The sequence below is a fragment of the Eikenella sp. genome (assembly GCF_057315495.1).
The window spans coordinates 88,541-112,443 of the sequence record NZ_DBHKXY010000034.1; the positions used below are offsets into that span (position 1 = coordinate 88,541).

Below are 23,903 nucleotides of genomic sequence, written 5' to 3' on the forward strand. Positions count from 1 at the left end.
GCGTCATCATCTCAGCAAAGTATCGGCTTATTAATCCACGATGGCTCCTGTGCAAATGATTAAGTCTCTCTCTTCCCTGCACGCTACCTGAAACCCAAAAGGCTACCTGAAAAACGGCTGTTGCCGGCGGTGGGTTTTCCATCCTCCGGCAACAGCCGTTATGGGGTTTGGCCTAGCTTAGTTCAGCTGGTCGATTTTCAGCTGTATAAACTCGCGTCCTTGGTCGTCTTGGGGCAGTTTGTCCATCGCCTGTTTGTAGGCGGCGGCGGCTTCGCTGCGTTTGCCTTGGGCAGCGTAAATGTCGCCTTTGGTTTCCAGCAGGATGCCGGCGTAGGCTTCATCGGTATTCATACCGAGGGTGGCGATGGCGTCATCGTATTTCTGCTGCTGCAGCTGCACGGTGGCCAAGCGCTGGATGGCCATGGCGCGGATAAGCGGTTCTTGGTGGTATTTGAGCACCCAGTTCAGGTGGCCGATGGCTTCGTCGTATTTGCCTTGGTCGAAGGCGGCGCCGGCCTGCATCAGGGTGGCTTGGGCGGCGGAAACGCTGGTCGGATACTGGCTTTGCAGTTGGGTGAGCAGCTTGGCGGCTTCGGCAGGCTTGCCGGCCTGCTGGTTTTCCGCCCACTGGTCGAACACGGCCACGGCTTCGTTGCTCACGTTGCGCTGGTGGCTGCGGTACATCACCCAGCCGAAGTAGCCGATGGCGGCCACCACAAGCAGGGCAAACAGCCAACGCCCCCAGCTGCGCCAGAAATATTTGAAGTTTTCAATTTCTTCTTGGTCTTTTAAATCGTAAACAGCCATTTAACCTATCCATTCGTTTAATTGTTTAAGCAAATCGGCAGCAGGCACGCTCACTTGGCCGCGCCCTTGCTGCATGTCTTTGAGACTGGCTTTGCCTTCGGCCAGCTCGCCTTCGCCCACGATCAGCGCCACTTTGGCACCGGAAGCATCGGCTTTTTTCATTTGGGCGGCCAGTTTCTGGCTGCCGGAATGTTGCAGCACGCTGAAGCCGGCGGCGCGGGCGGCGGCGGCATACTGCATACTGGGCAGCAGGGTGTCGCCGCCTTGGTGTATCACATAAATATCGGGTGCGGCATCGGCTTGCAGGTTGCCGTATTCGTGCACCAACAGCAACAGGCGCTCCACGCCCATGGCAAAGCCGATGGAGGGGGCGGGTTTGCCGCCGAGCTCTTCAATCAGGCCGTCGTAGCGGCCGCCGCCGCACACGGTGGCTTGGGCGCCGAGTTTGTCGGTGGTCCATTCGAACACGGTTTGGTTGTAGTAGTCCAGCCCGCGCACGAGGCGGTGGTTTTCCACATAGGCGATGCCCAAGCCGTCGAGCAGGGCTTTGAAACCGGCGTAGTGGGCGCGGGAGGCTTCACCGAGATAATCGGCCAGGCGCGGGGCGCCGTTGCAGATTTCTTGCAAATCGGGATTTTTGCTGTCCAACACGCGCAGCGGATTGGTGTGCATACGGCGGCGGCTGTCTTCGTCCAGCGCGGCTTCGTGCTGTTTCAGGTAGCCTACCAAGGCAGCACGGTGAGCGGCGCGTTCTTCGCGGTTGCCCAGGCTGTTGATTTCCAAAGTCAGGTATTGGCTGATGCCGAGCTCGCGCCACAAATCGGCGCACATGGCGATGATTTCGGCATCGATATCGGGGCCTTCAAAGCCCAGCGCTTCCACGCCCACTTGGTGGAATTGGCGGTAGCGGCCTTTCTGCGGGCGTTCGCGGCGGAACATGGGGCCCATATACCACAACTTCTGGCCGCCGTTATACAGCAGATTATGCTCCACCACGGCGCGCAGGCAGGAGGCGGTGCCTTCGGGGCGCAGGCTGAGGCTGAGGGTGTCGTTGGAGTCGGCAAAGGTATACATTTCCTTGCCCACCACATCGGTGTCCTCGCCGATAGAGCGCACGAAAAGGCCGGTTTGCTCCACAATCGGGGTACGGATTTGGCGGTAGCCGAAACGGTGCGCCCATTGGCCGATGCGGTTTTCAAAGGTCTGCCAGAAGGCGGCGGTGAGCTTGAAATCTTTCTGCTCCACCGGCAAGAGGTCGTTCATGCCTTTTACGGCTTGGATTTTTTGTCCCATGATTCGGTTTGGGGAGAGGGGTAAACGAAAAAGCGGATTATAGCGGATATGTGGGAGTTCGGGCTAAAGCTGTGTGCAAGGCTACCTGAAAAAATGCTGCGGGCAGTTTTCAGGTAGCCTCTGCCAACACCGCCCATTCGGCTTCGGGGAAATGCCGCTGCAGGTAATCGCGCAAATAGCGTTCGGTTCCCGCACCGATTACGGGGTCAACAGCGGGATAGCGGTTGTACACCAGCCGCTGCACCGGCAGGCCGGCATGGCGGGCGGCAGCAAGGCTGAGCAGGGTATGGTTGATGCTGCCCAGACGGCCGGATGTGACCAACACCAGCGAATAGCCGCGTTCGGCGGCAAAGTCGAGCAGGGTTTGCTCGCGGTTTAGCGGCACCATCAGCCCGCCCACCCCTTCGAGCAACACGGTGTCGTAGCTTTGCAGCAGGCTATGGGTGGCTTTATCAATCACTTCCAGGGAAATCGGGCGCTGTTCCTGCTCGGCAGCCAGGTGCGGTGAGCAGGGGTAGGCAAACACATAGGGGCAGGTGCTGCCGTTGCGGTCGTGCTCGGTGAGCCCGATGCCTTGCAGGCGGCGGTGGGTTTGGATGTCTTCGGCGATGCCTTGGCAGCCGGTTTGCACGATTTTTTATGTGATCACACGGCGGCCAGCTCTTTGGCATACAGGCCGGTGGCGATGCTTTTGCCGATGCCGGTGTCGATGCCGCTGACAAAATAAACTTGTTTCTGCATACTGTTTTCCTCTCTGCAAACAGGCTACCTGAAAATTTCAGGTAGCCTTCAGCGCGTGTAGCATCATTCGGGCTGCGGCCATGCTTCGCCGTATTCCTCCGCCACTGCCGCCAAAGTCTGTTCGGCCAAGAAATCCAATTCCTGCTGGCTGATCACAAACGGCGGCATCAGATACACCAGCCGCCCAAACGGCCGTACCCACACGCCTTTTTCCACCAGCCGCGGCTGCAAGGAAGCCGTGTTGACCGGCTGCGCCATCTCCAACACGCCAATCGCGCCCAGCACCCGCACTTCGCGCACGCAACGCCATTGCGCCGCCGCAGCCAGTTTGCGCCGCAGCGTTTGCTCGATATTGGCCACCCGCTGCCGCCACGGGCTTTCCCGCAGCATCGCCACGCTCTCGGCCGCTACCGTGCAGGCCAGCGGATTGGCCATGAAGGTGGGGCCGTGCATAAACGCGCCTGCTTGGCCCCGGCTGATGGCTGCGGAAATTTCCTCGGTGCACACCGCCGCCGACAAGGTGAGATAACCGCCGGTGAGCCCCTTGCCCAACAAGATAATGTCCGGCACCACGCCGGCATGCTCCAAGGCAAACATTTCGCCGCTGCGGCCGAAGCCGGTGGCGATTTCGTCAAAAATCAGCAGCACGCCGTATCGGCTGCACAATGCCCGCGCCTGCCGCAGATATTCGGAATGGTAGAAATACATTCCGCCCGCCCCCTGCACCACCGGCTCTAAAATCAGCGCCGCCAATTCATCGTGTTTTTCTGCCAACAAGTTTTCCAACGGGCGGATACTTTCCGGCTGCCATTCGCCATGGAACGGGCTGGCCGGTTGCGGCAGGAAATATTGCACCGGCAGGTTGCTCGAAAAGGCATAAGTAACAAAAAAGGTGCTATTTCAGAGAACCTTGCCAGTAAGTAACAAAATAGGTGCTACTCATCATCAGAAACAGAGAAATAATCCTTAATAAACTTAACCTTATTCTCCTTATTCATCCCATGATGACACGCCAAATGCCGTTTCAAACCTGCAAACGCGCCATCCAGCAAGTTGGTGGTATTGTGCACACCTAATTCGGGGTATCAGGCAAACGTGCTGTGCGGAGAAAAAGCCTTCGTATTCGTCCAAATCATGGATATAGCTGGATTTCACCGCTGCACTCGCCTGCTGCCAAGAATCGCAATATTGCGGATTGGTGGGGATATGGACGAGATAGTTGCCCAGCGAGCGGCCCCAGCCGTATTGCGTGGCAAAGCGTTGATAGGAAGCGGGGAAGCCCCGGCCGTTGGCAAAGCGGAAGTTTGCCAGCTCGTTGGAGTCGCCGAATATTTTGGCCGGTTTTAACACCTGCAGCTTGGTTTCCATACCCTATCTCCGTTTTCGCCATGATTGAGGCTACCTGAAAGTATTCAGCTTCTACATCCTCACGGCATTGAAGCTGATATTTTCAGGTAGCCTTGTGTTGCCCGACGGCCTAGCCCAGCACCTTCCGTGCCGTAGCAAACATCCGATACCAGCCGGCCAGTTCGCTGTTGCGCCACTCTTCCGGCAGCCAACTCATTTGCGCGCTGCGGTACACACGCTCGGGGTGCGGCATCATGATGGTTACGCGGCCGTCGGCAGTGGTGACGGCGGCGATGGCATCGGGCGAGCCGTTGGGGTTGAGCGGATAGGTTTGGGTGGGGTTGCCCTGCCCGTCGATATATTGCATGGCGGTTTTCAGGCTACCTGAAACTTGGTTTTCAGGTAGCCCCAAGTGGGCAAAATCGGCGCGGCCTTCGCCGTGGCTAACCACCACCGGCAGGCTGCTGCCTGCCATATCGGCCAAAATCAGCGAGGGCGATTGCGGCACGCGTACCATGCTCAGCCGCGCTTCAAACTGTTCGGATTCGTTACGGCGGAACTTCGGCCAGCCGTCGGCGCCGGGGATGATTTCGGCCAGATTGGCCATCATCTGGCAGCCGTTGCACACGCCTAAGCTCAGCGTATCGCCTCGGGCGAAGAATTCGGCAAATTGGTCGCGTAGTTTGCTGTGGAACAAAATGGATTTCGCCCAGCCTTCGCCAGCGCCCAGCACGTCGCCATAACTGAACCCGCCGCAGGCGGCCAGCATTTGGAAGGTGTCGAGTTTCACGCGGCCTGCCATCAGGTCGGACATATGCACATCATAGGCATCGAAACCGGCGCGGGTGAAGGCGGCGGCCATTTCCACTTGGCCGTTCACGCCCTGTTCGCGCAGGATGGCGATTTTGGGTTTCGCCCCGCTGTTGATAAACGGCGCGGCAACATCTTGTTTCACATCAAAGCTTAAATCGGCAAACAGCCGGCTGCGTTCTTTATCGGCCAGCAAGGCAAATTCGCTGTCGGCGCAGGCCGGGTTGTCGCGCAGGCGTTGGATTTGGTGGGAAGTGGACTGCCAGGCGCGTTGCAAATCTACCAGGGGTTGGTCAAACAAAGTCTCCCCGTCATTCACAACCGTGAAATTGCTGCCGCAGTGCGCCTGTCCGATACAATAGGCCGCGTTGCCCAAACCTTGTTCATCGAATGCCGCCATCACATCGGCAAAATCCTGCTTCCGCACCTGCAATACCGCGCCCAGCTCTTCGTTGAATAAGGCAGTGAGATGTGCGAGCGGCAACACTTCTTCCACAATCGCATTCGGCAGTTTGCGTTCCCATTCTTCAAACAGAACCTGCGCGTATTCATCGATATTCGCTTCCAAGCCGCTCCGCCCGGCAAACGCCATTTCCGCCAGCGTGGCAAACAGGCCGCCATCACTGCGGTCGTGGTAGGCAAGCAGTTTGTCTTCTTGCACCAGCTGCTGAATCACGTCGTAAAACTTTTTTAGGTAGCCTGCTTCGATGTCGGGCGCTTCGCCGCCCAATTCGCCGTACACCTGCGTTAAGGCTGAGCCGCCCATGCGGGCTTTGCCCTGCCCCAAATCCACTAGCAGCAGCATGCTGTCGGCCACCGGTTTGATATCCGGCGTAACCGTTTTGCGCACATCCTGCACAGGGGCGAAGGCGGTGGCAATCAGGCTCAATGGCGACACCACAGATTTTTTCTCCGCGCCGTCCTGCCACACGGTTTTCATGGAAAGGCTGTCTTTGCCCACGGGGATGCTCACGCCGATTTGCTGGCACATCTGCGATACGGCTTCCACCGTGCGGTAGAGTTTCTCGTCTTCGCCCGCATTGCCGCAGGCGGCCATCCAGTTGGCGGAGAATTTGATGTTGCCGATATTGCCGATATTAACCGCCGCGATATTGGTAATGGCTTCGCCGATACACATCCTGCCCGAAGCGGGTGCGTCAAACAGCGCAACGGCGGGTTTTTCGCCCATGGCCATCGCTTCGCCGCGATGCGTCTCGAAGCCCATGATGGTCACGGCGCAGTCGGCCACGGGCGTTTGCCAGCGGCCGACCATCTGGTCGCGGTGGGTCAAGCCGCCCACGCTGCGGTCGCCGATGTTGATGAGGAAGTTTTTCGCGGCTACGGCGGGCAGTTGCAATACGCGGTAGGCGGCTTCCTTCAAATCGATATGGCTACCTGAAAACGGTTTTTCAGGCTGCTGTTGCGTTTTATCGGTGCGCGTGGTTTTGGGCGGCTTGCCGAGCAATACGTTCAGCGGCAAATCTACAGGCTTGTTGGCAAACAAATCGTCGCGCACCTGCAAATGTCCGTCGTCGGTAGCCGTGCCGACCACGGCAAACGGGCAGCGCTCGCGTTCGCAAATGGCGCGGAAAGTGCCCAGATCTTTTTCCAGAATCGACAGCACATAGCGCTCTTGCGCTTCATTGCACCAGATTTGCAGCGGCGTGAGGCCATGCTCTTCCAGCGGCACATCGCGCAGCTTAAACACCGCACCACGCCCGGCATCGTTTACCAATTCGGGGAAAGCGTTGGACAAGCCGCCCGCGCCCACGTCGTGAATGGCGATAATCGGGTTGGCCGCGCCGAGCTGCCAGCAGCGGTCGATCACTTCCTGGGCGCGCCGTTCGATTTCGGGGTTGCCGCGCTGCACGGAGTTGAAATCAAGCGAAGCATCGTTTGCACCCGTGTCCATCGACGAAGCCGCGCCGCCGCCCAAACCGATGAGCATGCCCGGCCCGCCGAGCTGCACCAAGAGCGCACCTTCGGGAATTTCGTGTTTATGCGTTTGTTCTGCCTGAATATTGCCCAAGCCGCCGGCAATCATAATCGGCTTGTGATAGCCGCGCATTTGGCCGTCGAACTCGGCTTCAAAGGTGCGGAAATAGCCCAGCAGGTTCGGGCGACCGAATTCATTATTAAACGCCGCACCGCCGATGGGGGCTTCAATCATGATGTCGAGCGGGGAGGCAATGTGGGCGGGCTTGCCGTAGCCGCCTTCCCAAGGCTGTTTCAAATCGGGGATATTGAGGTTGGAAACCGTATAGCCGGTGAGGCCGGCTTTGGGGCGCGCGCCGCGGCCGGTGGCGCCTTCGTCGCGAATTTCGCCGCCCGCGCCAGTGGCTGCGCCGGCAAACGGCGCAATCGCCGTGGGGTGGTTGTGCGTTTCCACCTTCATCAGGATATGCGTGTCTTCTTCGTGGAAACGGTAGCCCTGCTTGGCCGCCGCATCGGGATAAAATCGGGCGATTTTTGCGCCTTCGATTACCGAAGCATTGTCTTTATAGGCCACCACCGTGCCGGCCGGCGCGGCTTCGTGCGTGTCGCGAATCATGCGGAACAGCGATTTGGGCTGCTGTTCGCCGTTTAAGATAAAGTCGGCATTGAAGATTTTGTGGCGGCAGTGTTCGCTGTTGGCCTGGGCGAACATCATCAGTTCCACATCAGACGGATTGCGGTTTAAAGCCCGATAATTGTCCAGCAGATAATCGATTTCGTCGGGCGAAAGCGCCAAGCCTAAATCGGTATTGGCTTTTTCCAGCGCGGCACGGCCGCCTGAGAGCACATCTACCGTATCGAAGGTTTGCGCTTCGGGATGGGCGAACAATTTAGCGGCTACCTGAAAATCGGGCAGCACCGATTCGGTCATGCGGTCGTGCAGCAAAGCCGCCCATTGCTGCTTCTGCGCTTCGGAAAGGCTACCTGAAAGCCACACTGCCATGCCGCGTTCGATGCGCCGGATTTGGGCAAAACCGCAGTTTTTCGCAATTTCCGTGGCTTTGGAAGCCCAAGGCGAAATCGTGCCGATGCGCGGCGTGATGAGAAACAGATGCAGGCTACCTGAAGACTGCGGCAACTCCGATGCCACCTGCCCCGCCAGCAAGGCTTCCAACTTTTCCGCATCTGCTGCATTCAAGCCTTCGGCGCAATCGGCAAAATACCAATATTCGCTGCGGATCTCAGCTTCGGGCAGCCCCAAAGCAGCCGCTTTTTGCAGCAGTTTTTCAACACGGAAACCAGACAAGGCGCGCTCGCCGCGCAGGAAGAGGATAGGCATGGGCAGACTCGCATGAAGAGAATTGGGAGGCGTAATTATACGCCAAGTCTGCCCTAATCTGGTGGCGGAGTAAACCGATTGAAAGCGCTGCCTCCTTGTGGTAGCTTAACTGCCTAAAGCCTTATATACCAACCTAGCAGAGGAACCATATGAAGAAAATCGAAGCCATCATCAAACCGTTCAAACTCGACGACGTGCGCGACGCGCTCACCGATATCGGCGTAAACGGCATGACCGTAACCGAAGTAAAAGGCTTCGGCCGCCAAAAAGGGCACACCGAAATCTATCGCGGCGCGGAATACGCAGTGGATTTCCTGCCCAAAATCCGGCTGGAAATCGTGCTGGAAGACAACATGGTCGAGCAGGCGGTGGAAGCCATCGTGCAGGCGGCCAACTCCGGCAAAATCGGCGACGGCAAAATCTTCATCCTGCCGGTGGAAGGCGTGGTGCGCATCCGCACCGGCGAGCGGGACGAAGCCGCGCTGTAGGCTTGGCAACATCTAAACACGCTGTTTCCTTCCGGCCAGCTGCCGCGTAACCTGCAATCAAACAGTATGCCGGCTGTGCCAGCCAAGGCTACCTGAAAATATCGGCTGGCACGAAACTGCTATTTTTCAGGCAGCCTCATCCGGCCAAATAGTTTTTCTCCCATCATGTTCCGCCTGCGCAAACATTATTTCGACGGCATCGATTCTGACGGCAACGCATTGATTGCCTATGCGGCCGAGCTGCATTACCACGGCATCAAGCTGCCCTATTCAGCCCTGATTTTCAACCCAGCCCACGGCTGCACCCTCGAACGCAGCTGCCTAAGCGCATCACAACTATCCCCTAACAGCATCCGACAACCCAAACTTGGCCTCGAAGGCCGCTGGCAGGCTTTGTCTGATGGCATCCGGCTTACCTTGCCGGCCGGCGGCAAACGCCGACTCATTTGGCATGCCCACACGCCAAGTGCCCGTTTTCAGGTAGCCTTAAACGGGCAGGAATACAGCGGCTTGGGTTACGCCGAAACGCTGGAAATGGATTTTTGGCCGCAACAGCTGCCGTTATGCGAGCTGTATTGGGGGCGTTTCGTATCGGAGCAGCACTATGTGGTGTGGATCGAATGGCGCGGCGAAGTGCCGCTAAAACGTTTGTGCTACAACGGCGTGCTAACTGAAGATTTCGTGCTGGAAGCCGGTGGGCTCACGGCGCCCGCATTCGGCCTGCATCTGGTGTTTGCTGCACCGGAAACGATAAAAGACGAGCCGCTGCTGGCTATTGCAGCGCGCAACCCATTGTTGCGTCTACTATTCAGCCGCAGATTTTTATCCAGCCGCGAACAAAAATGGAAAAGCCGCGCCACCTTGAGGCTACCTGAAAATATTGCCGTGGAAGGCTGGGCCTTATACGAGAGGGTGTTATGGCAAAAACGATATTCTTGCCTATGCCGCCCGCAGTGGCGTATGGTATGGACTTTGCTGGCGGCGCTGGTGATTGTCAGCTGCCTGACTACGCACAACCATACCTTGGCCGATGTGTTGGCCGGGATGGCCGTCTATTGGACAATCCGACAGCGGCAGCCGATCTACCACGCTCTGTTGCGAACCGCCGAATATATTGCCAACTCGTGGCACGAATGGCGCTTTGGCCGCCTGCGGCTGATTAACCACGGCTTCTATGCCGCATTGGGCGGCGTGAGCGGTTTCCTGGTGTTGGCTTATCTGCTGCCGCAGTATTTGTGGGCAGTGTGGCTGCTGGGGGTGGCCGGGTTTATCGGCGCGGGCTTGTGGGCGCAATGGGTGGAAGGCTCATCGGCGTTGCTGCGCCCGTTCGGCTACTACGGCAGCGTGTTCGGCATCGTGCTGGCCGGCTGCCTGATTGCTGCCGGTTCGGATTTGGGCGGTTGGACGCTGCTGGGCGCGGCCGCGCTGGCTGCCTGCCCCATCCAGCTGTTCGGCCGCTGCCGCTGCCTGATTCAGGGCTGCTGCCACGGTATCCCCACCGATATGCCGGGCATCCGCTTTTTCCACGATAAATCACGCGTGTGCAAACTGGCCGGCTGGCAGGGGAAAAATCTACACCCCACCCAGTTTTATTCCATCGCCGCCAATTTCCTGAGCTTTTTCCTGCTGTGGCGCTTATACCGGCTGCAAATGCCTGCTTCGTTTATCGCCGGTATGTATTTGATTCTCAGCGGTGCGTTCCGCTTTGTGGAAGAATCGCTGCGCGGCGAACCGCAAACGCCGTATTTTCTCGGCATGCGCGTATACCAATGGCTGGCTCTGGCATCGGTGCTGGCGGGCATCTTGTTTACCTGTCTGCCTTCGGCTCCGCTGTTTTCAGGTAGCCTTCCTGCCGGCTGGCCGCTGCATGCCATTGCCTATTTCGTATTGATCTGGTGCGTGTACGGCTTGGATTACCCAAACAGTACATTGCGTTTTTCCCGGCTAACCCAAGAATAACCCTCTGCAAAGGAATACCCCATGATGCCCGAACCTTCCGGCCAACATCCCTATAAAGACGCGCCACTCTTCGACGACGTTGCCTTCCTCACCGGCGCGCTGCAAACCGTGCTGGCCGCGCAAACCGACTGCCCCGTGCAGGAAGCCGTAGCCGCACTGCTGGGCGGCGAAGCGCCGCAAGACGTGGTAACACGCAGCCTGCCGCAGCTCAACGACCAACAGCTGGAAGACCTCATCCGCGCCTGCAGCCTGTTTGCACAAATCCTCAATATTGCCGAAGATGCGCACCACCAACGCCGCCGTCTGGCGCACAGCCAAACCCGCGACAACGCTAAATCCACCTTCGGCTACACCCTCGATCTACTGCAACAGCAAGGCGTAAGCGCCGAAGCCTTGCAGCAGCAGCTGAACCACACCGAAGTGGCCGCCGTGCTCACCGCGCACCCCACGGAAGTACAGCGCCAAACCACCCTTACCCTGCACCGCCAAATCCGCAACCTGCTCGACCAACGCGCCAACCAGGCCGGGCAGAGCGAAGAGCGCTTGCAGCAGCAGGTGCAAACCATGCTGTGGACGCTGTGGCAAACCAATGAAAACCGCCATTTCAAAATTACGGTGGCCGATGAGATCAGCAACGGCATCATGTATTTCCCGCTCAGCTTCTTCAGCGCCGTGCCCGGCGTATACCGCAAGCTGGAGGCTGCTCTTCAGGTAGCCTTCCCGAATACCAGTCTGCCCAACGTGTTGCATATCGGCGGCTGGATCGGCGGCGACCGTGACGGCAATCCTTTCGTTTCTGCCGACACCCTGCGCACTGCCTTTGCCCAGCAGGCCAGCGCCGTGTTCCGCTTCTACCGCAGCCAGCTCTACAAACTGTATGAAGAGCTGCCGATGTCGATCCGGCGCGTGAACGTAAGTCCAGAAGTGCTGGCTTTGTCGGCCCAATCGCCCGACACCGAACGCGCCCACGAAGAAGAGCCCTATCGCCGTGCCATGGCCTACATCCTCGCCCGTGCCGTGGCCACCGCCCACCGTTTCGGCAGCGGCTTGGGCAGCCAATTTGGCTTGCTCGAACCGTATGACACGGTAGAAGAATTTTTAGCCAACCTGCACACCGTGCACGCTTCCTTGTGCGACAACGGCAGCCGCCTGCTGGCCGACGGCCGCTTGGCCGACTTGATCCGTGCCGCTTCCGTGTTCCGCTTTTATCTGATGCCGCTAGATTTGCGCCAACACGCCCAAAAGCATATCGATGTGGTGGCCGAGCTCTTTGCCGCCGCCGGTTTGGAAGACTTCGCTGCGCTGAACGAAACCGAACGCGAACGCGTGCTGTTGCGCGAGCTGTCGTCCCCGCGCCCGCTCTACAGCCCGTTTGCCCACTACAGCGAAGATACCGAGCACGAGCTGGCCATCTTCCGCGCCGCTGCCGAAATTAAAGCGCAATTCGGCGAAGAAGCCATCCGCCAAAGCATCATTTCCAATGCCGAAAACGTGAGCGAAATGCTTGCCTTGGCCTTGATTATGAAAGAAACCGGCCTGCTGCGCCTGAACGCCGAAGGGCTACCTGAAAGCCGGCTCAATATCGTGCCATTGTTTGAAACCATCGAGGCGCTGCAAGACTGCATCGGTGTGATGGATCATCTTTTCTCGCTGCCTTGGTATCGCCACCTACTCGCCGGCCGCAGCAATATTCAGGAAATCATGCTCGGCTATTCCGACAGCAACAAAGACGGCGGTTATGTAACCAGCCAATGGGTGCTGTATCAGGCCGAGCAGGCTTTGGTGAAACTGTTTGCCAAACACCAAGTGCGCCTGCGCCTGTTCCACGGGCGCGGTGGCAGCGTGGGTCGCGGCGGAGGCCCCTCCTACGAAGCCGTGCTGGCACAGCCCGCCGGCAGCGTGGCCGGGCAAATCCGCATCACCGAGCAGGGCGAAGTCATCACCGCCAAATATGCCGATGCCGACAATGCCGAGCGTAACCTCGAAACCTTGGTGGCCGCCGCGCTGGAAGCCAGCCTGCTGCCGCACCGCACCGAAGAGCCCGATGCCGCGCTGATGCAGTCGCTCTCCGACGCTGCCTTCGCCTACTACCGCGAGCTCATCACCCATCCCGATTTCGTGGGCTACTTCCTGCAAACCAGCCCGATCAACGAAATCGCCAGCCTCAACATCGGCAGCCGCCCCGCCAGCCGCAAAACCCTGGCGCGGATACAGGATTTGCGCGCTATTCCCTGGGTGTTCTCCTGGACGCAAAATCGCCTGATGCTGCCTGCCTGGTATGGCTTCGGCAGCGCAGTTGAGCAGCTTTTGCGCGACAACCCTACCAATCTCGAGCACCTGCGCCATATGGTGCAGCACAGCGCCTTCTTCCAAGCCATGCTCTCCAATATGGAGCAAGTGATGGCCAAAGCGGATTTAGACATCGCCCGTGCCTACGTCGGCCTGGCCGACCAGCCGCAAGCCGCCCAAGCCATGTTTGAGCGCATTGCCGGCGAATTTGAGCGCAGCCGCCGCGCCCTGCTGCAATTAATCGAGCAAGACCATCTGCTCACCGACAACCGCAGCCTCGCCCGCTCCCTGGCTCTGCGCATTCCCTATCTGAACGCGCTCAACTGGCTTCAGGTAGCCCTGCTCGCCCGCCTGCGTCAACACCCGGGCAACCCGCAGCTCATCCACCTGATCCACCTCACCATCAACGGCGTGGCACAAGGCTTGCGCAATACAGGTTAATCCCCCATTCCCTGCAAACGGCAGGCAAGAAAAAGGCTACCTGAAAATTTCAGGTAGCCTTTTCATCATGGCCCCGCCGACAGGAATCGAACCTGTATTTTACGCTTAGGAGGCATACGTTCTATCCATTGAACTACGGCGAGAAATAATCAAACTTTCCAATCAAACTTTTCTGGCAATAAGCGATAAAATCCCCGCGGCAATCAGCGGCCCCACCGGAATGCCGCCCAAAAACGCCACGCCGATATCGTGCCCAGCAGCAGGCCGGTTACCAACACAGGCTGCTCACTCATCAGCGGCACGCCGCGTCCGGCCAGCCAGGCCACCAACACGCCCACCAACACCGCCGCCAGCATTTTCCAGCTCATCAAACCGGCCAAACCGGGAAACTGGATTCTGCCCGACACCAGCGGGCTGAGCACGCCGATGGTGAGTAGGATGATGCCGGCTTGAACGCCGTATTGTTCGACCAGTGGGATATAGCGCGCCAGCACGGTTTGCTGCATCAGGAACAACACAGTAGCCGAGATGGTGATGGATTAATTGTTGCTGAGCACACCCAGCAAAATCAGCAGCACCAAAAACAGCGGGATAACATTCAGATGCAATTATATATTCCCGAAAAAGGCCGCTATGATACACGCGCCAGCGATTCTTCGGCAAGCTGCCGCATCGCCTGCGATACTTCATTATCCGGCAGTGCGGCTAGGCAAGATAACGCCTCGTCCACCGCCTTGCGCGCCTCGCTCACGCAATAGGCCAGCGCATCGGACTGCACCACATGGGCATGAATCTGCTCGAAATAGCTGCGGTCGGCGTGCTCCAAGGCGTGGCGCACGGCATCGGCCACCGGCGGCTCGGCGTTTTGCATCAGATAAATCAGCGGCAGGGTCGGTTTGCCTTCGGCCAAATCGTCGCCCACGTTTTTGCCGATTTCTTCGATGTTGCCGGAATAATCCAGCACATCATCAATAATCTGGAAGGCGGTGCCGATGTGGCGGCCGTAGTCTTTCAGCGCGGTTTCCTGCTCGGGCGTGGCGCCGGCCAAAATCGCGCCCACCTGTGCGGCGGCTTCAAACAATTTGGCGGTTTTGTATTGGATCACCTGCACATATTCGGCTTCGGTGATATTGGTGTTGCCGATATTCATCAGCTGCAACACTTCACCCTCGGCGATGATGTTGGTGGCATCGGCCATCACGTCTAAAATCTTGAGGCTACCTGAAGACACCATCAGCTGGAAGGCGCGGGTGTAGAGGAAATCGCCCACCAACACGGCAGCAGCGTTGCCGAACATATTGTTTGCCGTTTTCCGGCCGCGCCGCAGCTCGCTTTCGTCCACCACATCGTCGTGCAGCAGGGTGGAAGTGTGGATGAATTCCACCATCGCCGCCAGTGCGTAGAGCGGGTCTTCATCGTAGCCCAACACCTTGCCGGAAAGGATGGTGAGCACCGGCCGGAGCCGCTTGCCGCCGGCGCTGATGATGTAGCGCCCGATTTGCGAAATCAGCGCCACTTCCGATTGCACCGCGCGCTCAATCACCGCATTAACGCGGCTCAAATCGCGAGGCAGATGTTGCTGGAAATAAGGCAGGTGTTCAAGCATGGTGATGTGCGGCTTTGTATGGTTATCGGCATCAGGCCAAAGCGCTGACTCCTTCCTAGCTACGTGAAGAAATAACCGCTTTGGCTATACGGCCGGGCAAACGCACCGGCCAAACAGGGGCGGCATTATAGCAGCCTTATGGGCAAACTGCCTATTTCCGCCCTGCCCCTCAGGCTACCTGAAAACGCAGCTTCAACGAAACGGCACAATATTTTGCCCGGCCGAAGTCCCGCTTCTGCCCGACTGTCATCCCGTGCAGCCATTCTCAGCCCGCCTCAAACCGCCTAAAGGCTACCTGAAAACCCAAACTGCAGCTTTCAGGTAGCCTTCTATGTTAAAATCCGCCGATTTTAATCTAACGGCATTTAAGGAACACACATGAGCATGAAATGCGGCATCGTCGGCCTGCCCAACGTCGGCAAATCCACCCTCTTCAACGCGCTGACCCAATCGGGCATCGAAGCGGCGAACTATCCCTTCTGCACCATCGAACCCAACGTCGGCATCGTCGAAGTGCCCGACCCGCGCATGGCGGAGCTGGCAAAAATCGTTAATCCGCAAAAAATGCAGCCCGCCATTGTGGAATTTGTGGACATCGCAGGTTTGGTCGCCGGCGCAAGCAAAGGCGAAGGCTTGGGCAACCAGTTCCTTGCCAACATCCGCGAAACCGATGCCATTGTGAATGTGGTGCGCTGCTTTGACGACGACAACATCGTCCACGTTGCAGGCCGCGTCGATCCGATTGCCGACATCGAAACCATCGGTACCGAACTGGCGCTGGCCGACCTCGCCAGCGTCGAAAAAGCCATTGTCCGCGAAGAAAAACGCGCCCGCTCCGGCGATAAAGACGCGCAAAAACTGGTGGAACTGTGCAAAAAAATCCTGCCGCACCTCAACGAAGGCAAACCCGTACGCTCATTCGGCTTAGACGCAGATGAGCTCGCCATGCTCAAACCGCTGTTCCTGCTCACTGCCAAACCCGCCATGTATGTCGGCAACGTGGCCGAAGACGGTTTTGAAAACAATCCGCACCTCGACCGCCTGAAAGAATTGGCGGAAAAAGAAAACGCCCCCGTCGTAGCCGTTTGCGCCGCGATGGAGAGCGAAATCGCCGAATTGGAAGACAACGAAAAAGCCGAGTTCCTCGCCGAAATGGGCTTGGAAGAACCCGGCCTGAACCGCCTCATCCGCGCCGGCTACGACTTGCTCGGCCTGCAAACCTACTTCACCGCCGGCGTGAAAGAAGTCCGCGCTTGGACCATCCACAAAGGCGACACCGCCCCGCAAGCCGCCGGCGTGATTCACACGGACTTCGAACGCGGCTTCATCCGCGCCCAAGTGATTGCCTACAACGATTTCGTCTCGCTCGGCGGCGAAGCTAAAGCCAAAGAAGCCGGCAAAATGCGCGTGGAAGGCAAGGAATACGTGGTGCAGGACGGCGATGTGATGCACTTCTTGTTTAACGTGTAAACCGCTAGGCTACCTGAAAAATATGTTTCAGATAGCCTCACCACCTGCTTGAATTTAGCCTAGCTATATGATTATGCAAAAACTGCTTTTCCCCATCCTGCTTTTAGCGGCCGTCGGCAGCTTCGCACAAACATTGCCGCAAGTAAAAACATTCTCCTCATACCGCAGGTTTATCAAAGCTGCACCCCAACCGCAAACGCCACAACAAATTGTGCAGCGCTACTATCGGCAATATTCGCAGCAACACCGTTGCTACCGTGTCGATATCGATGCGTTAAACGTAACCGAAACCAGCTTCGGCGGCGAATACTGTATGCGACAAATCAAAAGCGAAATCCGCCAAACCGCGCAAGGCAAGCTGATGTATCTGCTCTACACCGGCGACAACTTTGATTTTAATCGGGGCGAAAGCATCGGAGGCCGGGTTCAATCGGGTTTGGCGGGCATATTCGTGTTGAAACAGGTATCCGGAGGCTGGCAACCGCTGGCAGTGCGCGCCTACAATCAAATTGGCACATACGGCTATGCCCCTGAGGCTAAATATTGGTCGTTCCTCCGCTTCGGCAAAGACCGTTGGGGCTTCATGACGCCTATGTCGTATCTAAGTGACGGTTACAGCAGCTCGGAATATATACTTTTCACCCACAACGGCGCAGGGAAGATTGGTCGAAGCACTATTACAAGCAATACAACCAACGGATATGGTTTAAATAATTGCCAAACCAATCCTGACTCTGATAAGCCGCTCACCACCGCCGAACGCCGCGAATGCCGCGCGAAGTGGTATCGATTAACCACTTCTTCTTTCCGCATCCTAACCCACGCCAGCCCCAATGCAGGCTTCTACCCCCTGCGGCTGAGCGTGTCGGGCTTTAACGGCTTCAAACACTACCGCAACCAAGCTTTTATCATCCACTATGATGCCGCTGCAGGAGAATACACCATGCCAACCGATTATCCGCTGGCCAATAAATAAAACTTTTCAACCCAGAGGCTACCTGAAAACTTTCAGCTAGCATTCCCACCATCCATTTTTAGAGAGCAAATATGAAAATCAGCAGCTTCGGCGAAGTATTGTGGGACGACTTCCCCGGCGGCAAAGCCCTCGGCGGCGCGCCGCTCAATGTGTTGGTGCGTTTGGCCTCGTTTGGCGCGGACTGCAGCATCATCAGCCGGCGCGGCCGCGATGCCGACGGCGAAGAGCTGCTGCGCCAGATTACTGCGCGCAACGTAGCTGCCGACTTGGTGCAAACCGATGAAGAACACGCCACCAGCCTGGTGAAAGTGCTGCTCAAGCCCGACGGCAGCGCCAGCTACGACATCGTTTACCCCTGCGCTTGGGATAAAATCTGCACAACCGATGCAGCACTCGCGCGCGTGGCCGAATCCGACGTGCTCGTGTATGGCAGCCTCTCCGGGCGCGATCCCGTATCCCGTGCCGCACTGGAGCAAATCCTGCCCGCCGCCCGCTTCCGTGTGCTCGATGTCAATCTGCGCAAACCGCATTACGAGCCCGAACGCGTGCTCAGTCTCATGCGCCATGCCGACCTCATCAAGCTCAACGACGAGGAACTCTACGAGCTCTCCGCCGCCTTCGGCTCGCCCTACCACAGCCTCGAACAAAACCTGCGCTACCTCGCCGGCCACACCGACACCGCCCACATCTGCATCACTCTCGGCCAGCACGGAGCGGTGTATTTCCGCCACGGCAAAATCCTCGCCCACCACGGCTTCCGCGTGAGCATGGCCGATTCTGTGGGCGCGGGCGACAGCTTCCTTGCCGGTTTCCTGTTCCAAATGCTCTCCGGCGCCCGCCCCGAAGACACCCTGGCTTTCGCCTGCGCCATCGGTGCGCTCAACGTTACCCGCCACGGCGCCGTGCCCGATATTTCTCTGGCTGAAATCCAGGCACTGATGCACCCTGAATAAGGCGGCACAGGCAACAGCCTGGGTGTGTGCCTTAGCAGCCAACTTTGACAAATTAGGCTGAAGCCCTCCTTCCATACCCGGCAGCAATATGGCCGTATGAAACGAAGTGCTTCAGCCCGGTCTTTTTTCAGGTAGCCTCACATGAATACGCCCCGTCCCAAAACCATATTCGTCGATGTTGACGACACCCTCGTCCGCAGCGTTGGCCAAACGCGTATCCCCATGGCCGCCGTAATCGCCCACATCCGCCGCCTGCACGACGCCGGCCATCTGCTCTACTTATGGAGCAGCGGCGGTGCCGACTACGCCCGCACCAGCGCCGAAGAGCTGGGAATCGCCCATTGTTTCCAAGCCTTCCTGCCCAAACCGCAAGCCTATATCGACGACCAAGCCGTTGCTGATTGGCGTTTCTGCCGCCATATCCTGCCAGCCAACAGCGGCGAAATCGAATAATCTGCTGCATTCCCCGCCATTCAGCCACAATTAACAAAATTTATCCGCAACTTACAAGACGTCGGCAGCTAAAACCTTTATCATGCCGCCGTTTTTAACCATTCCAAGGAAACACACATGGCATTACGCGACGAATTCAAAGCTTTCATCATGCGCGGCAACGTAATCGACCTCGCTGTCGGTATGGTAGTCGGCACCGCCTTCTCCGGCATCGTCAAATCATTGGTAGACGACGTGATCATGCCGCCTATCGGCCTGATTCTGGGCGGCGTGGACTTCTCCAACCTGTTCATCACCCTGAAAGCAGGTGCCGACGCGCCTGCCAACGGTTACGCCACCCTGGCCGCCGCCCAAGCTGCCGGTGCGGTTACCCTGAATATCGGCCTGTTTATCAACACCGTGATCAGCTTCCTGATTATCGCCACCGCCATCTTTGCCGTGATCAAAGGCATTAGCAAACTGCAAAAAGCCGCTCCGGAAGAAGCTCCTGCCGAGCCCTCTGAAGAAATCCTGCTGTTGCGCGAAATCCGCGATTCGCTGAAGAAATAATCGCCGTACAACGCAAAAGGCTACCTGAAAATAGTTTCAGGTAGCCTTTTCTCTTACTGTATCGCCAATCAGTTCAAATCCTTCCTAGCAAGCAAAAAGCCAGCTAAACATCTTGGCTTCGCAGCAACTTGCTGCATTGCGTTTTCAGCCGGCCTTATGCTTACCCAACCCCATCACAGCAGCACAATATCAAACTGCTCCTGCGTATAACTACCCTCCACCATCAGGGAAACGGGTTTGCCGATAAAATCAATCAGCAGCGCGAGCGACTGCGATTCTTCGTCCAAAAACAAATCGATAACGGCCGGTGCGGCAAGGATGCGGAATTCGCGGGCATCGAAGCGGCGGGATTCGCGCACGATTTCGCGTTGGATTTCGTAGCACACGGTTTGTGCGGTTTTCAGGTAGCCCCTGCCCTGGCAGGTGGGGCAGGATTCGCACAGGATGTGGTTGAGGTTTTCGCGCGAACGTTTGCGCGTGAGCTCCACCAAGCCCAGGCTGGTGAAGCCGTTGAGGGTAACGCGGGTGCGGTCGAAGCGCAGGGCTTTGGCCATCTCACCCAATACGGCCTGTCGGTGTTCTTCGCTGACCATATCGATGAAATCCACAATAATCATGCCGCCGAGGTTGCGCAGGCGCAGCTCGCGGGCGATGGCGTGGCAGGCATCGAGGTTGGTTTTGAAGATGGTTTCGTCGAAATTGCGCGCGCCCACGAAGCCGCCGGTGTTCACGTCGATGGTGGTCATGGCTTCGGTGCTCTCGATAATCAGGTAGCCGCCGAAGTTTAAATCCACACGCGGTTTGAGCGATTGGTTGATTTCCTGCTCCACATGATGGAGCTCGAACAAGGGTTTTTCGCCCTGATAGTGTTGGATGCACTCCACCGCGCCCTGCACGTATTGCCGGGCAAATTCCTGCATCAGGCGGTAATTATTGGCGGAATCGACGAAGATTTTCTGAGTGTTGCTGTTGAACATATCGCGCAGCACGCGCAGGCTCAGGGGCAAATCCTGATACAGCATGGTTTCGGGCGGGCTGATTTTGGAGCGAGAGAGAATGTCTTGCCACAGTTTGGCCAGATAGCCGATGTCGGCCTGCAATTCTTCGTCACGGGCGTTTTCGGCGCTGGTGCGGATGATGTAGCCACCCGCATTTTCGGGCAATAAAGCCTTGAGGCGGTTACGCAATTCGTTGCGTTCTTCTTCGTCTTCGATGCGCTGGGAAATGCCGATGTGGTTGTCTTGCGGCAGATACACGAGAAAGCGGCCGGCCAGGGAGATTTGGGTGGAAAGGCGCGCGCCTTTGCTGTTAATCGGGTCTTTAATCACCTGCACCAGGATGGTTTGCCCTTCAAACAGCATATGCTCGATGCGCTGGGTTTCCTCCGGCTTCTGCCGCTGTTCGAGCACGTCCACAATGTGCAAAAAGGCGGCGCGCTCCAAGCCGATGTCGATAAAGGCGCTCTGCATGCCGGGCAGCACGCGTTTGACCACGCCCAAATAAATATTGCCCACCAGCCCATGGCCGCTGTTGCGGTCGATGTGCAGCTCGCACACTTTGTTTTCTTCCAACAGCGCCACGCGGGTTTCCTGCGGCGTTACGTTCACCAAAATGGTTTCCGGCGGGCGGGAGGCTTCGTCGGCCAGCCGGATTGGATTAATTGCCTGTAGCATGTTCAGCTTTCTGATTTCAATTAGATTTTGCAGAACAGGCTGACGGCCTGCCTGTTCTGCAAAATCTACTGTCTGCCGGCTGGCCGGAGGCAGAATCATACGATGAAAACGACCTTGCCGACAACCTGAATTCCAGCCGGGGAAGCGGCTTCAGCTAGCCTCCATCTCGAGAAAATAATCTGTGTTTTCAAAGCACAAATCTAAAAATAAGGCTACCTGAAAATCCGGCCGGAGCAGCTGGGTTTTCAGGTAGCCTTTGGTTTTCATTCAAATCATTGCCACACCAAAAGCGCGTGGTTGCGTTTGCCACGGCGGAGGATGGTGTATTTGCCGAAGCGTTTGTGCGCGTCGGTCAGCAGATAGGCATCGTCGGGGCGTTCGGCGGCGTGGTTCGGGTTGTTCAATTCAGCGGCTTGGCCGTTGAGCAATACCGCTTTACTGTTCACAAAACCGCGCGCTTCTTTGTTGGACGAAGCCAAGCCGGTTTTTACCAAGGCTTCCACCACATTGAGGCTACCTGAAACTTCAAACGCGGGCAGGCCGTCGAGGGCGAGTTGTTCGAAGTCGCTTTCCGTCAGGCTGCTTTGGTCTTCGGCAAACAGACTCTCGGTAATGCGCTGCGCGGCTTGCAGGGCGGCTTCGCCGTGAATCAGGCGGGTCATTTCTTCGGCGAGGATGCGCTGTGCTTCGGGCTTGGTACCGCTGGCTTGGTCTTTCGCTTCGATGGCGGCGATTTCTTCCACCGACAAGAAAGTAAAATACTTCAGGAATTTATACACATCAGCATCGGCCACTTTCAGCCAGAATTGGTAGAACTGATACGGCGAAGTTTTCTTCGCATTCAACCATACTGCGCCGCCTTCGGTTTTACCGAATTTGGTGCCGTCGGATTTGGTTACCAAAGGCAGGGTCAGGCCGAATACTTGTTTTTGGTGCAGACGGCGGGTCAAGTCGATACCGGCAGTGATGTTGCCCCATTGGTCGGAACCGCCGATTTCCAAAACTGCGCCATGACGTTTGTTCAATTCGGCAAAGTCGTAGCCTTGCAGCAGGGAGTAGGCGAACTCGGTGAAGGAAATGCCCACATCGTCGCGCTCGATACGCTGTTTGACGGACTCTTTGTTCAGCATAGCGTTGACGGAAAAATGCTTGCCGATGTCGCGCAGGAAGTCGAGGCAGTTCATGCTGCCGAACCAGTCGGCGTTGTTGGCCATAATGGCCGCGTTGTCGCCGTCAAAGCTTAAGAAAGGAGTCAGTTGGTTGCGGATGCTTTCTACCCAGCCGGCAACGGTTTCGGCAGAATTCAAACTGCGCTCGGTTGCTTTGAAGCTGGGGTCGCCGATCATGCCGGTTGCGCCACCCACCAAGGCAATCGGCGTATGCCCCGCCTGTTGGAAACGGCGTAAGGCCAACACGGGCAGCAAGTGGCCGATATGCAGGCTGTCGGCGGTCGGGTCGAAACCGCAGTAGAGGGCGATTTTCTGTTCGTTCAACAACGTGCTCAAAGCTTCGATATCGGTAGTTTGCGCGATCAGTCCGCGCGCTTGCAAATCTTGGATAAGGGAGGCAGTCATAACAGATTTCTTTGCAAATAACTGGATGGATTGGGAAATATTCAGCCCGACCGAAACCTATAGTGAATTAAATTTAAACCAGTACAGCGTTGGCTCGCCTTGCCGTACTATTTGTACTGTCTGCGGCTCGCCGCCTTGTCCTGATTTAAATTTAATCCACTATTAAGTTTCAGGTAGCCTTTAAGACCGAGAGCGGCACAGCGTTTCCGCCGCACCAAAACAAAAAGACTTGGCAGCACCAAGTCTTTTTAAAAAGCTGGTCGGAATGAGAGGATTCGAACCTCCGACCCCTTCGTCCCGAACGAAGTGCGCTACCAGACTGCGCTACATTCCGAAAGAAGGCGCATTATAAGCCCGGGAGCGGCGTTTAGCAAGTATCATCTCAACACTTTTCGCCCAAGCCCGCCCGCTTCCCGGCGCGCGCCGCCTGCACCTGCGCGGCAAAATACAGCGCTGCCGCCGCGCCGGCCACGTCTGCTGCCGCATCACGCCAATCGACCTGCCGCGATGCCGTGAGCGCGCCCTGCGCCCACTCGCTGCCCGCAGCCAACACCAGCGCCGCCAGCAGCAAAGTTTGCCACGGCACAGGCTGCCGCCGCAGCAAAAACACTTTAGCCAGCAGCCAAAACTGGCCGAAAAACAAAGCCGCGTGCACCACTTTATCGAAATGGGCAAACGGCAGCGGCGCGTTGCTGCCCTGATGCAGCAGCAAGGCATACATCATGCCCGCAAACCACAAAACGCTCAGCCACAGCCAGCGGTTCACGCCCCATGCTCCTCAAGCCAGTCGGCACACATCATCGCCAGCCGCACAAACCGACCGCCGCGCTCATCCAGCACCGCCTGCCACTGCGCCACTTCCTCTGCCGAAGGCGCTTCGTCCAAGCTGCTTTCGTTGAGCCAAAAATCCAGCGTTTCCGCCGCCGCACCCACGGTTTCGGTGCGGAAAAATTCCAAGAGTTCAGACATCTCACTCTCCCACGGTTTGATGGTTGATGCGACGGATTGTACTTGCCTTTCATCCTGCACGCCATCGGGTTTCAGGTAGCCTTTATCGCGCAACAGGCTACCTGAAAGTTTATAGCCGTCTCCATGAAGAATATGGCGTTGTCTTATTTTGATTTTGGAACACCTATGCCTTCTCTGCCCTATTCCATATTTTTCAGGTAGCCTCCACTCCCGCCCAAGCCCTCCCATAAT

At 57.3% G+C, this 23,903-nt stretch carries 19 protein-coding genes, 2 tRNA genes and 2 pseudogenes; 9 read left to right on the forward strand and 14 right to left on the reverse strand.

Going from position 1 to position 23,903, the window contains the following annotated elements:
- Positions 1-177 precede the first annotated feature (177 nt).
- From ACO6EE_RS06095 to purL, 6 genes and pseudogenes are all read right to left on the reverse strand, one after another.
- Positions 178-807, reverse strand: coding sequence for a YfgM family protein (locus ACO6EE_RS06095; protein WP_485959965.1), 630 nt, complete (start codon positions 805-807; stop codon positions 178-180).
- A complete protein-coding gene (hisS, locus tag ACO6EE_RS06100) occupies positions 808-2,100 on the reverse strand; it encodes a histidine--tRNA ligase (RefSeq protein WP_485959967.1) in 1,293 nt (430 codons plus the stop codon). It abuts the gene before it with no gap.
- Between the two features lie 109 nt (positions 2,101-2,209).
- A pseudogene (gene bioD, locus ACO6EE_RS06105) lies at positions 2,210-2,841 on the reverse strand (dethiobiotin synthase).
- 63 nt (positions 2,842-2,904) lie between these two features.
- Positions 2,905-3,705, reverse strand: a pseudogene (locus ACO6EE_RS06110) (aminotransferase class III-fold pyridoxal phosphate-dependent enzyme); the annotation flags it as partial.
- A 126-nt stretch (positions 3,706-3,831) separates the two neighbouring features.
- Entirely contained in the window at positions 3,832-4,209 is a 378-nt protein-coding gene (locus ACO6EE_RS06115) for a hypothetical protein (RefSeq protein WP_485959969.1), read from the reverse strand.
- A 109-nt stretch (positions 4,210-4,318) separates the two neighbouring features.
- Positions 4,319-8,272 carry a phosphoribosylformylglycinamidine synthase gene (purL, locus tag ACO6EE_RS06120; protein ID WP_485959970.1) on the reverse strand — a complete coding sequence of 1,318 codons (3,954 nt, stop codon included), beginning with the start codon at positions 8,270-8,272 and terminating at the stop codon, positions 4,319-4,321.
- 149 nt (positions 8,273-8,421) lie between these two features.
- On the opposite strand from purL, the gene ACO6EE_RS06125 reads away from it, so the two are divergent.
- From ACO6EE_RS06125 to ppc, 3 genes are all read left to right on the forward strand, one after another.
- Positions 8,422-8,760, forward strand: a complete 339-nt coding sequence (locus ACO6EE_RS06125) for a P-II family nitrogen regulator (protein ID WP_485959972.1) — start codon at positions 8,422-8,424, stop codon at positions 8,758-8,760.
- A gap of 165 nt (positions 8,761-8,925) precedes the next feature.
- On the forward strand, positions 8,926-10,719 hold the full coding sequence (locus ACO6EE_RS06130; protein ID WP_485959974.1) for a prolipoprotein diacylglyceryl transferase: 1,794 nt from the start codon (positions 8,926-8,928) through the stop codon (positions 10,717-10,719).
- A 21-nt stretch (positions 10,720-10,740) separates the two neighbouring features.
- Positions 10,741-13,449, forward strand: coding sequence for a phosphoenolpyruvate carboxylase (gene ppc, locus ACO6EE_RS06135; RefSeq protein ID WP_485959976.1), 2,709 nt, complete (start codon positions 10,741-10,743; stop codon positions 13,447-13,449).
- A gap of 68 nt (positions 13,450-13,517) precedes the next feature.
- On the opposite strand, the gene ACO6EE_RS06140 is transcribed toward ppc, so the two are convergent.
- The 3 genes from ACO6EE_RS06140 to ACO6EE_RS06150 all read right to left on the reverse strand — a co-directional run bounded on the left by ACO6EE_RS06140 (position 13,518) and on the right by ACO6EE_RS06150 (position 15,055).
- Positions 13,518-13,592: transfer RNA gene (locus ACO6EE_RS06140), tRNA-Arg, on the reverse strand.
- Positions 13,593-13,652: 60 nt separating this feature from the next.
- Positions 13,653-13,955, reverse strand: a complete 303-nt coding sequence (locus ACO6EE_RS06145; protein WP_485960044.1) for a DUF441 domain-containing protein — start codon at positions 13,953-13,955, stop codon at positions 13,653-13,655.
- A 125-nt stretch (positions 13,956-14,080) separates the two neighbouring features.
- A complete protein-coding gene (locus ACO6EE_RS06150) occupies positions 14,081-15,055 on the reverse strand; it encodes a polyprenyl synthetase family protein (RefSeq protein ID WP_064085049.1) in 975 nt (324 codons plus the stop codon).
- Positions 15,056-15,193: 138 nt separating this feature from the next.
- Here ACO6EE_RS06150 and ACO6EE_RS06155 point away from each other — a divergent pair, with 138 nt between their 5' ends.
- The 6 genes from ACO6EE_RS06155 (at position 15,194) to mscL (ending at position 19,456) form a co-directional block, all read left to right on the forward strand.
- Entirely contained in the window at positions 15,194-15,343 is a 150-nt protein-coding gene (locus ACO6EE_RS06155) for a hypothetical protein (RefSeq protein ID WP_485959978.1), read from the forward strand.
- Positions 15,344-15,433: 90 nt separating this feature from the next.
- Positions 15,434-16,525, forward strand: coding sequence for a redox-regulated ATPase YchF (gene ychF, locus ACO6EE_RS06160; protein ID WP_485959980.1), 1,092 nt, complete (start codon positions 15,434-15,436; stop codon positions 16,523-16,525).
- A gap of 73 nt (positions 16,526-16,598) precedes the next feature.
- The gene (locus tag ACO6EE_RS06165; RefSeq protein WP_485959982.1) at positions 16,599-17,501 is read left to right on the forward strand and encodes a hypothetical protein; all 903 of its coding nucleotides are present in this window, start codon (positions 16,599-16,601) and stop codon (positions 17,499-17,501) included.
- A 71-nt stretch (positions 17,502-17,572) separates the two neighbouring features.
- A complete protein-coding gene (locus ACO6EE_RS06170) occupies positions 17,573-18,454 on the forward strand; it encodes a carbohydrate kinase family protein (RefSeq protein WP_485959984.1) in 882 nt (293 codons plus the stop codon).
- A 141-nt stretch (positions 18,455-18,595) separates the two neighbouring features.
- Positions 18,596-18,907 carry a DUF705 domain-containing protein gene (locus tag ACO6EE_RS06175; RefSeq protein ID WP_485959986.1) on the forward strand — a complete coding sequence of 104 codons (312 nt, stop codon included), beginning with the start codon at positions 18,596-18,598 and terminating at the stop codon, positions 18,905-18,907.
- Positions 18,908-19,024: 117 nt separating this feature from the next.
- Positions 19,025-19,456 carry a large conductance mechanosensitive channel protein MscL gene (gene mscL / locus ACO6EE_RS06180; protein ID WP_003823120.1) on the forward strand — a complete coding sequence of 144 codons (432 nt, stop codon included), beginning with the start codon at positions 19,025-19,027 and terminating at the stop codon, positions 19,454-19,456.
- A 173-nt stretch (positions 19,457-19,629) separates the two neighbouring features.
- Here the strand turns inward: mscL and rng are convergent, their stop codons facing one another.
- From rng to ACO6EE_RS06205, 5 genes are all read right to left on the reverse strand, one after another.
- Positions 19,630-21,129, reverse strand: a complete 1,500-nt coding sequence (gene rng, locus ACO6EE_RS06185; protein ID WP_485959988.1) for a ribonuclease G — start codon at positions 21,127-21,129, stop codon at positions 19,630-19,632.
- A gap of 272 nt (positions 21,130-21,401) precedes the next feature.
- Positions 21,402-22,703: a tyrosine--tRNA ligase gene (gene tyrS / locus ACO6EE_RS06190; RefSeq protein WP_485959989.1), complete on the reverse strand. Its 1,302-nt coding sequence runs from the start codon at positions 22,701-22,703 to the stop codon at positions 21,402-21,404.
- Between the two features lie 257 nt (positions 22,704-22,960).
- Positions 22,961-23,037 (reverse strand) — tRNA-Pro (locus ACO6EE_RS06195).
- Between the two features lie 48 nt (positions 23,038-23,085).
- Positions 23,086-23,469: a hypothetical protein gene (locus ACO6EE_RS06200; RefSeq protein WP_485959991.1), complete on the reverse strand. Its 384-nt coding sequence runs from the start codon at positions 23,467-23,469 to the stop codon at positions 23,086-23,088.
- Positions 23,466-23,900, reverse strand: a complete 435-nt coding sequence (locus tag ACO6EE_RS06205) for a hypothetical protein (RefSeq protein WP_485959993.1) — start codon at positions 23,898-23,900, stop codon at positions 23,466-23,468. Before ACO6EE_RS06205 ends, ACO6EE_RS06200 begins: the two co-directional genes overlap by 4 nt.
- Positions 23,901-23,903 lie beyond the last annotated feature (3 nt).

Coding starts and splice junctions, on each gene's coding strand:
- ACO6EE_RS06095 (WP_485959965.1), bottom strand. CDS start 807: ATGGCTGTTTACGATTTAAAAGACCAAGAAGAAATTGAAAACTTCAAA.
- hisS (WP_485959967.1), bottom strand. CDS start 2,100: ATGGGACAAAAAATCCAAGCCGTAAAAGGCATGAACGACCTCTTGCCG.
- ACO6EE_RS06115 (WP_485959969.1), bottom strand. CDS start 4,209: ATGGAAACCAAGCTGCAGGTGTTAAAACCGGCCAAAATATTCGGCGAC.
- purL (WP_485959970.1), bottom strand. CDS start 8,272: ATGCCTATCCTCTTCCTGCGCGGCGAGCGCGCCTTGTCTGGTTTCCGT.
- ACO6EE_RS06125 (WP_485959972.1), top strand. CDS start 8,422: ATGAAGAAAATCGAAGCCATCATCAAACCGTTCAAACTCGACGACGTG.
- ACO6EE_RS06130 (WP_485959974.1), top strand. CDS start 8,926: ATGTTCCGCCTGCGCAAACATTATTTCGACGGCATCGATTCTGACGGC.
- ppc (WP_485959976.1), top strand. CDS start 10,741: ATGATGCCCGAACCTTCCGGCCAACATCCCTATAAAGACGCGCCACTC.
- ACO6EE_RS06145 (WP_485960044.1), bottom strand. CDS start 13,955: ATGCAGCAAACCGTGCTGGCGCGCTATATCCCACTGGTCGAACAATAC.
- ACO6EE_RS06150 (WP_064085049.1), bottom strand. CDS start 15,055: ATGCTTGAACACCTGCCTTATTTCCAGCAACATCTGCCTCGCGATTTG.
- ACO6EE_RS06155 (WP_485959978.1), top strand. CDS start 15,194: ATGGGCAAACTGCCTATTTCCGCCCTGCCCCTCAGGCTACCTGAAAAC.
- ychF (WP_485959980.1), top strand. CDS start 15,434: ATGAGCATGAAATGCGGCATCGTCGGCCTGCCCAACGTCGGCAAATCC.
- ACO6EE_RS06165 (WP_485959982.1), top strand. CDS start 16,599: ATGCAAAAACTGCTTTTCCCCATCCTGCTTTTAGCGGCCGTCGGCAGC.
- ACO6EE_RS06170 (WP_485959984.1), top strand. CDS start 17,573: ATGAAAATCAGCAGCTTCGGCGAAGTATTGTGGGACGACTTCCCCGGC.
- ACO6EE_RS06175 (WP_485959986.1), top strand. CDS start 18,596: ATGAATACGCCCCGTCCCAAAACCATATTCGTCGATGTTGACGACACC.
- mscL (WP_003823120.1), top strand. CDS start 19,025: ATGGCATTACGCGACGAATTCAAAGCTTTCATCATGCGCGGCAACGTA.
- rng (WP_485959988.1), bottom strand. CDS start 21,129: ATGCTACAGGCAATTAATCCAATCCGGCTGGCCGACGAAGCCTCCCGC.
- tyrS (WP_485959989.1), bottom strand. CDS start 22,703: ATGACTGCCTCCCTTATCCAAGATTTGCAAGCGCGCGGACTGATCGCG.
- ACO6EE_RS06205 (WP_485959993.1), bottom strand. CDS start 23,900: ATGGGAGGGCTTGGGCGGGAGTGGAGGCTACCTGAAAAATATGGAATA.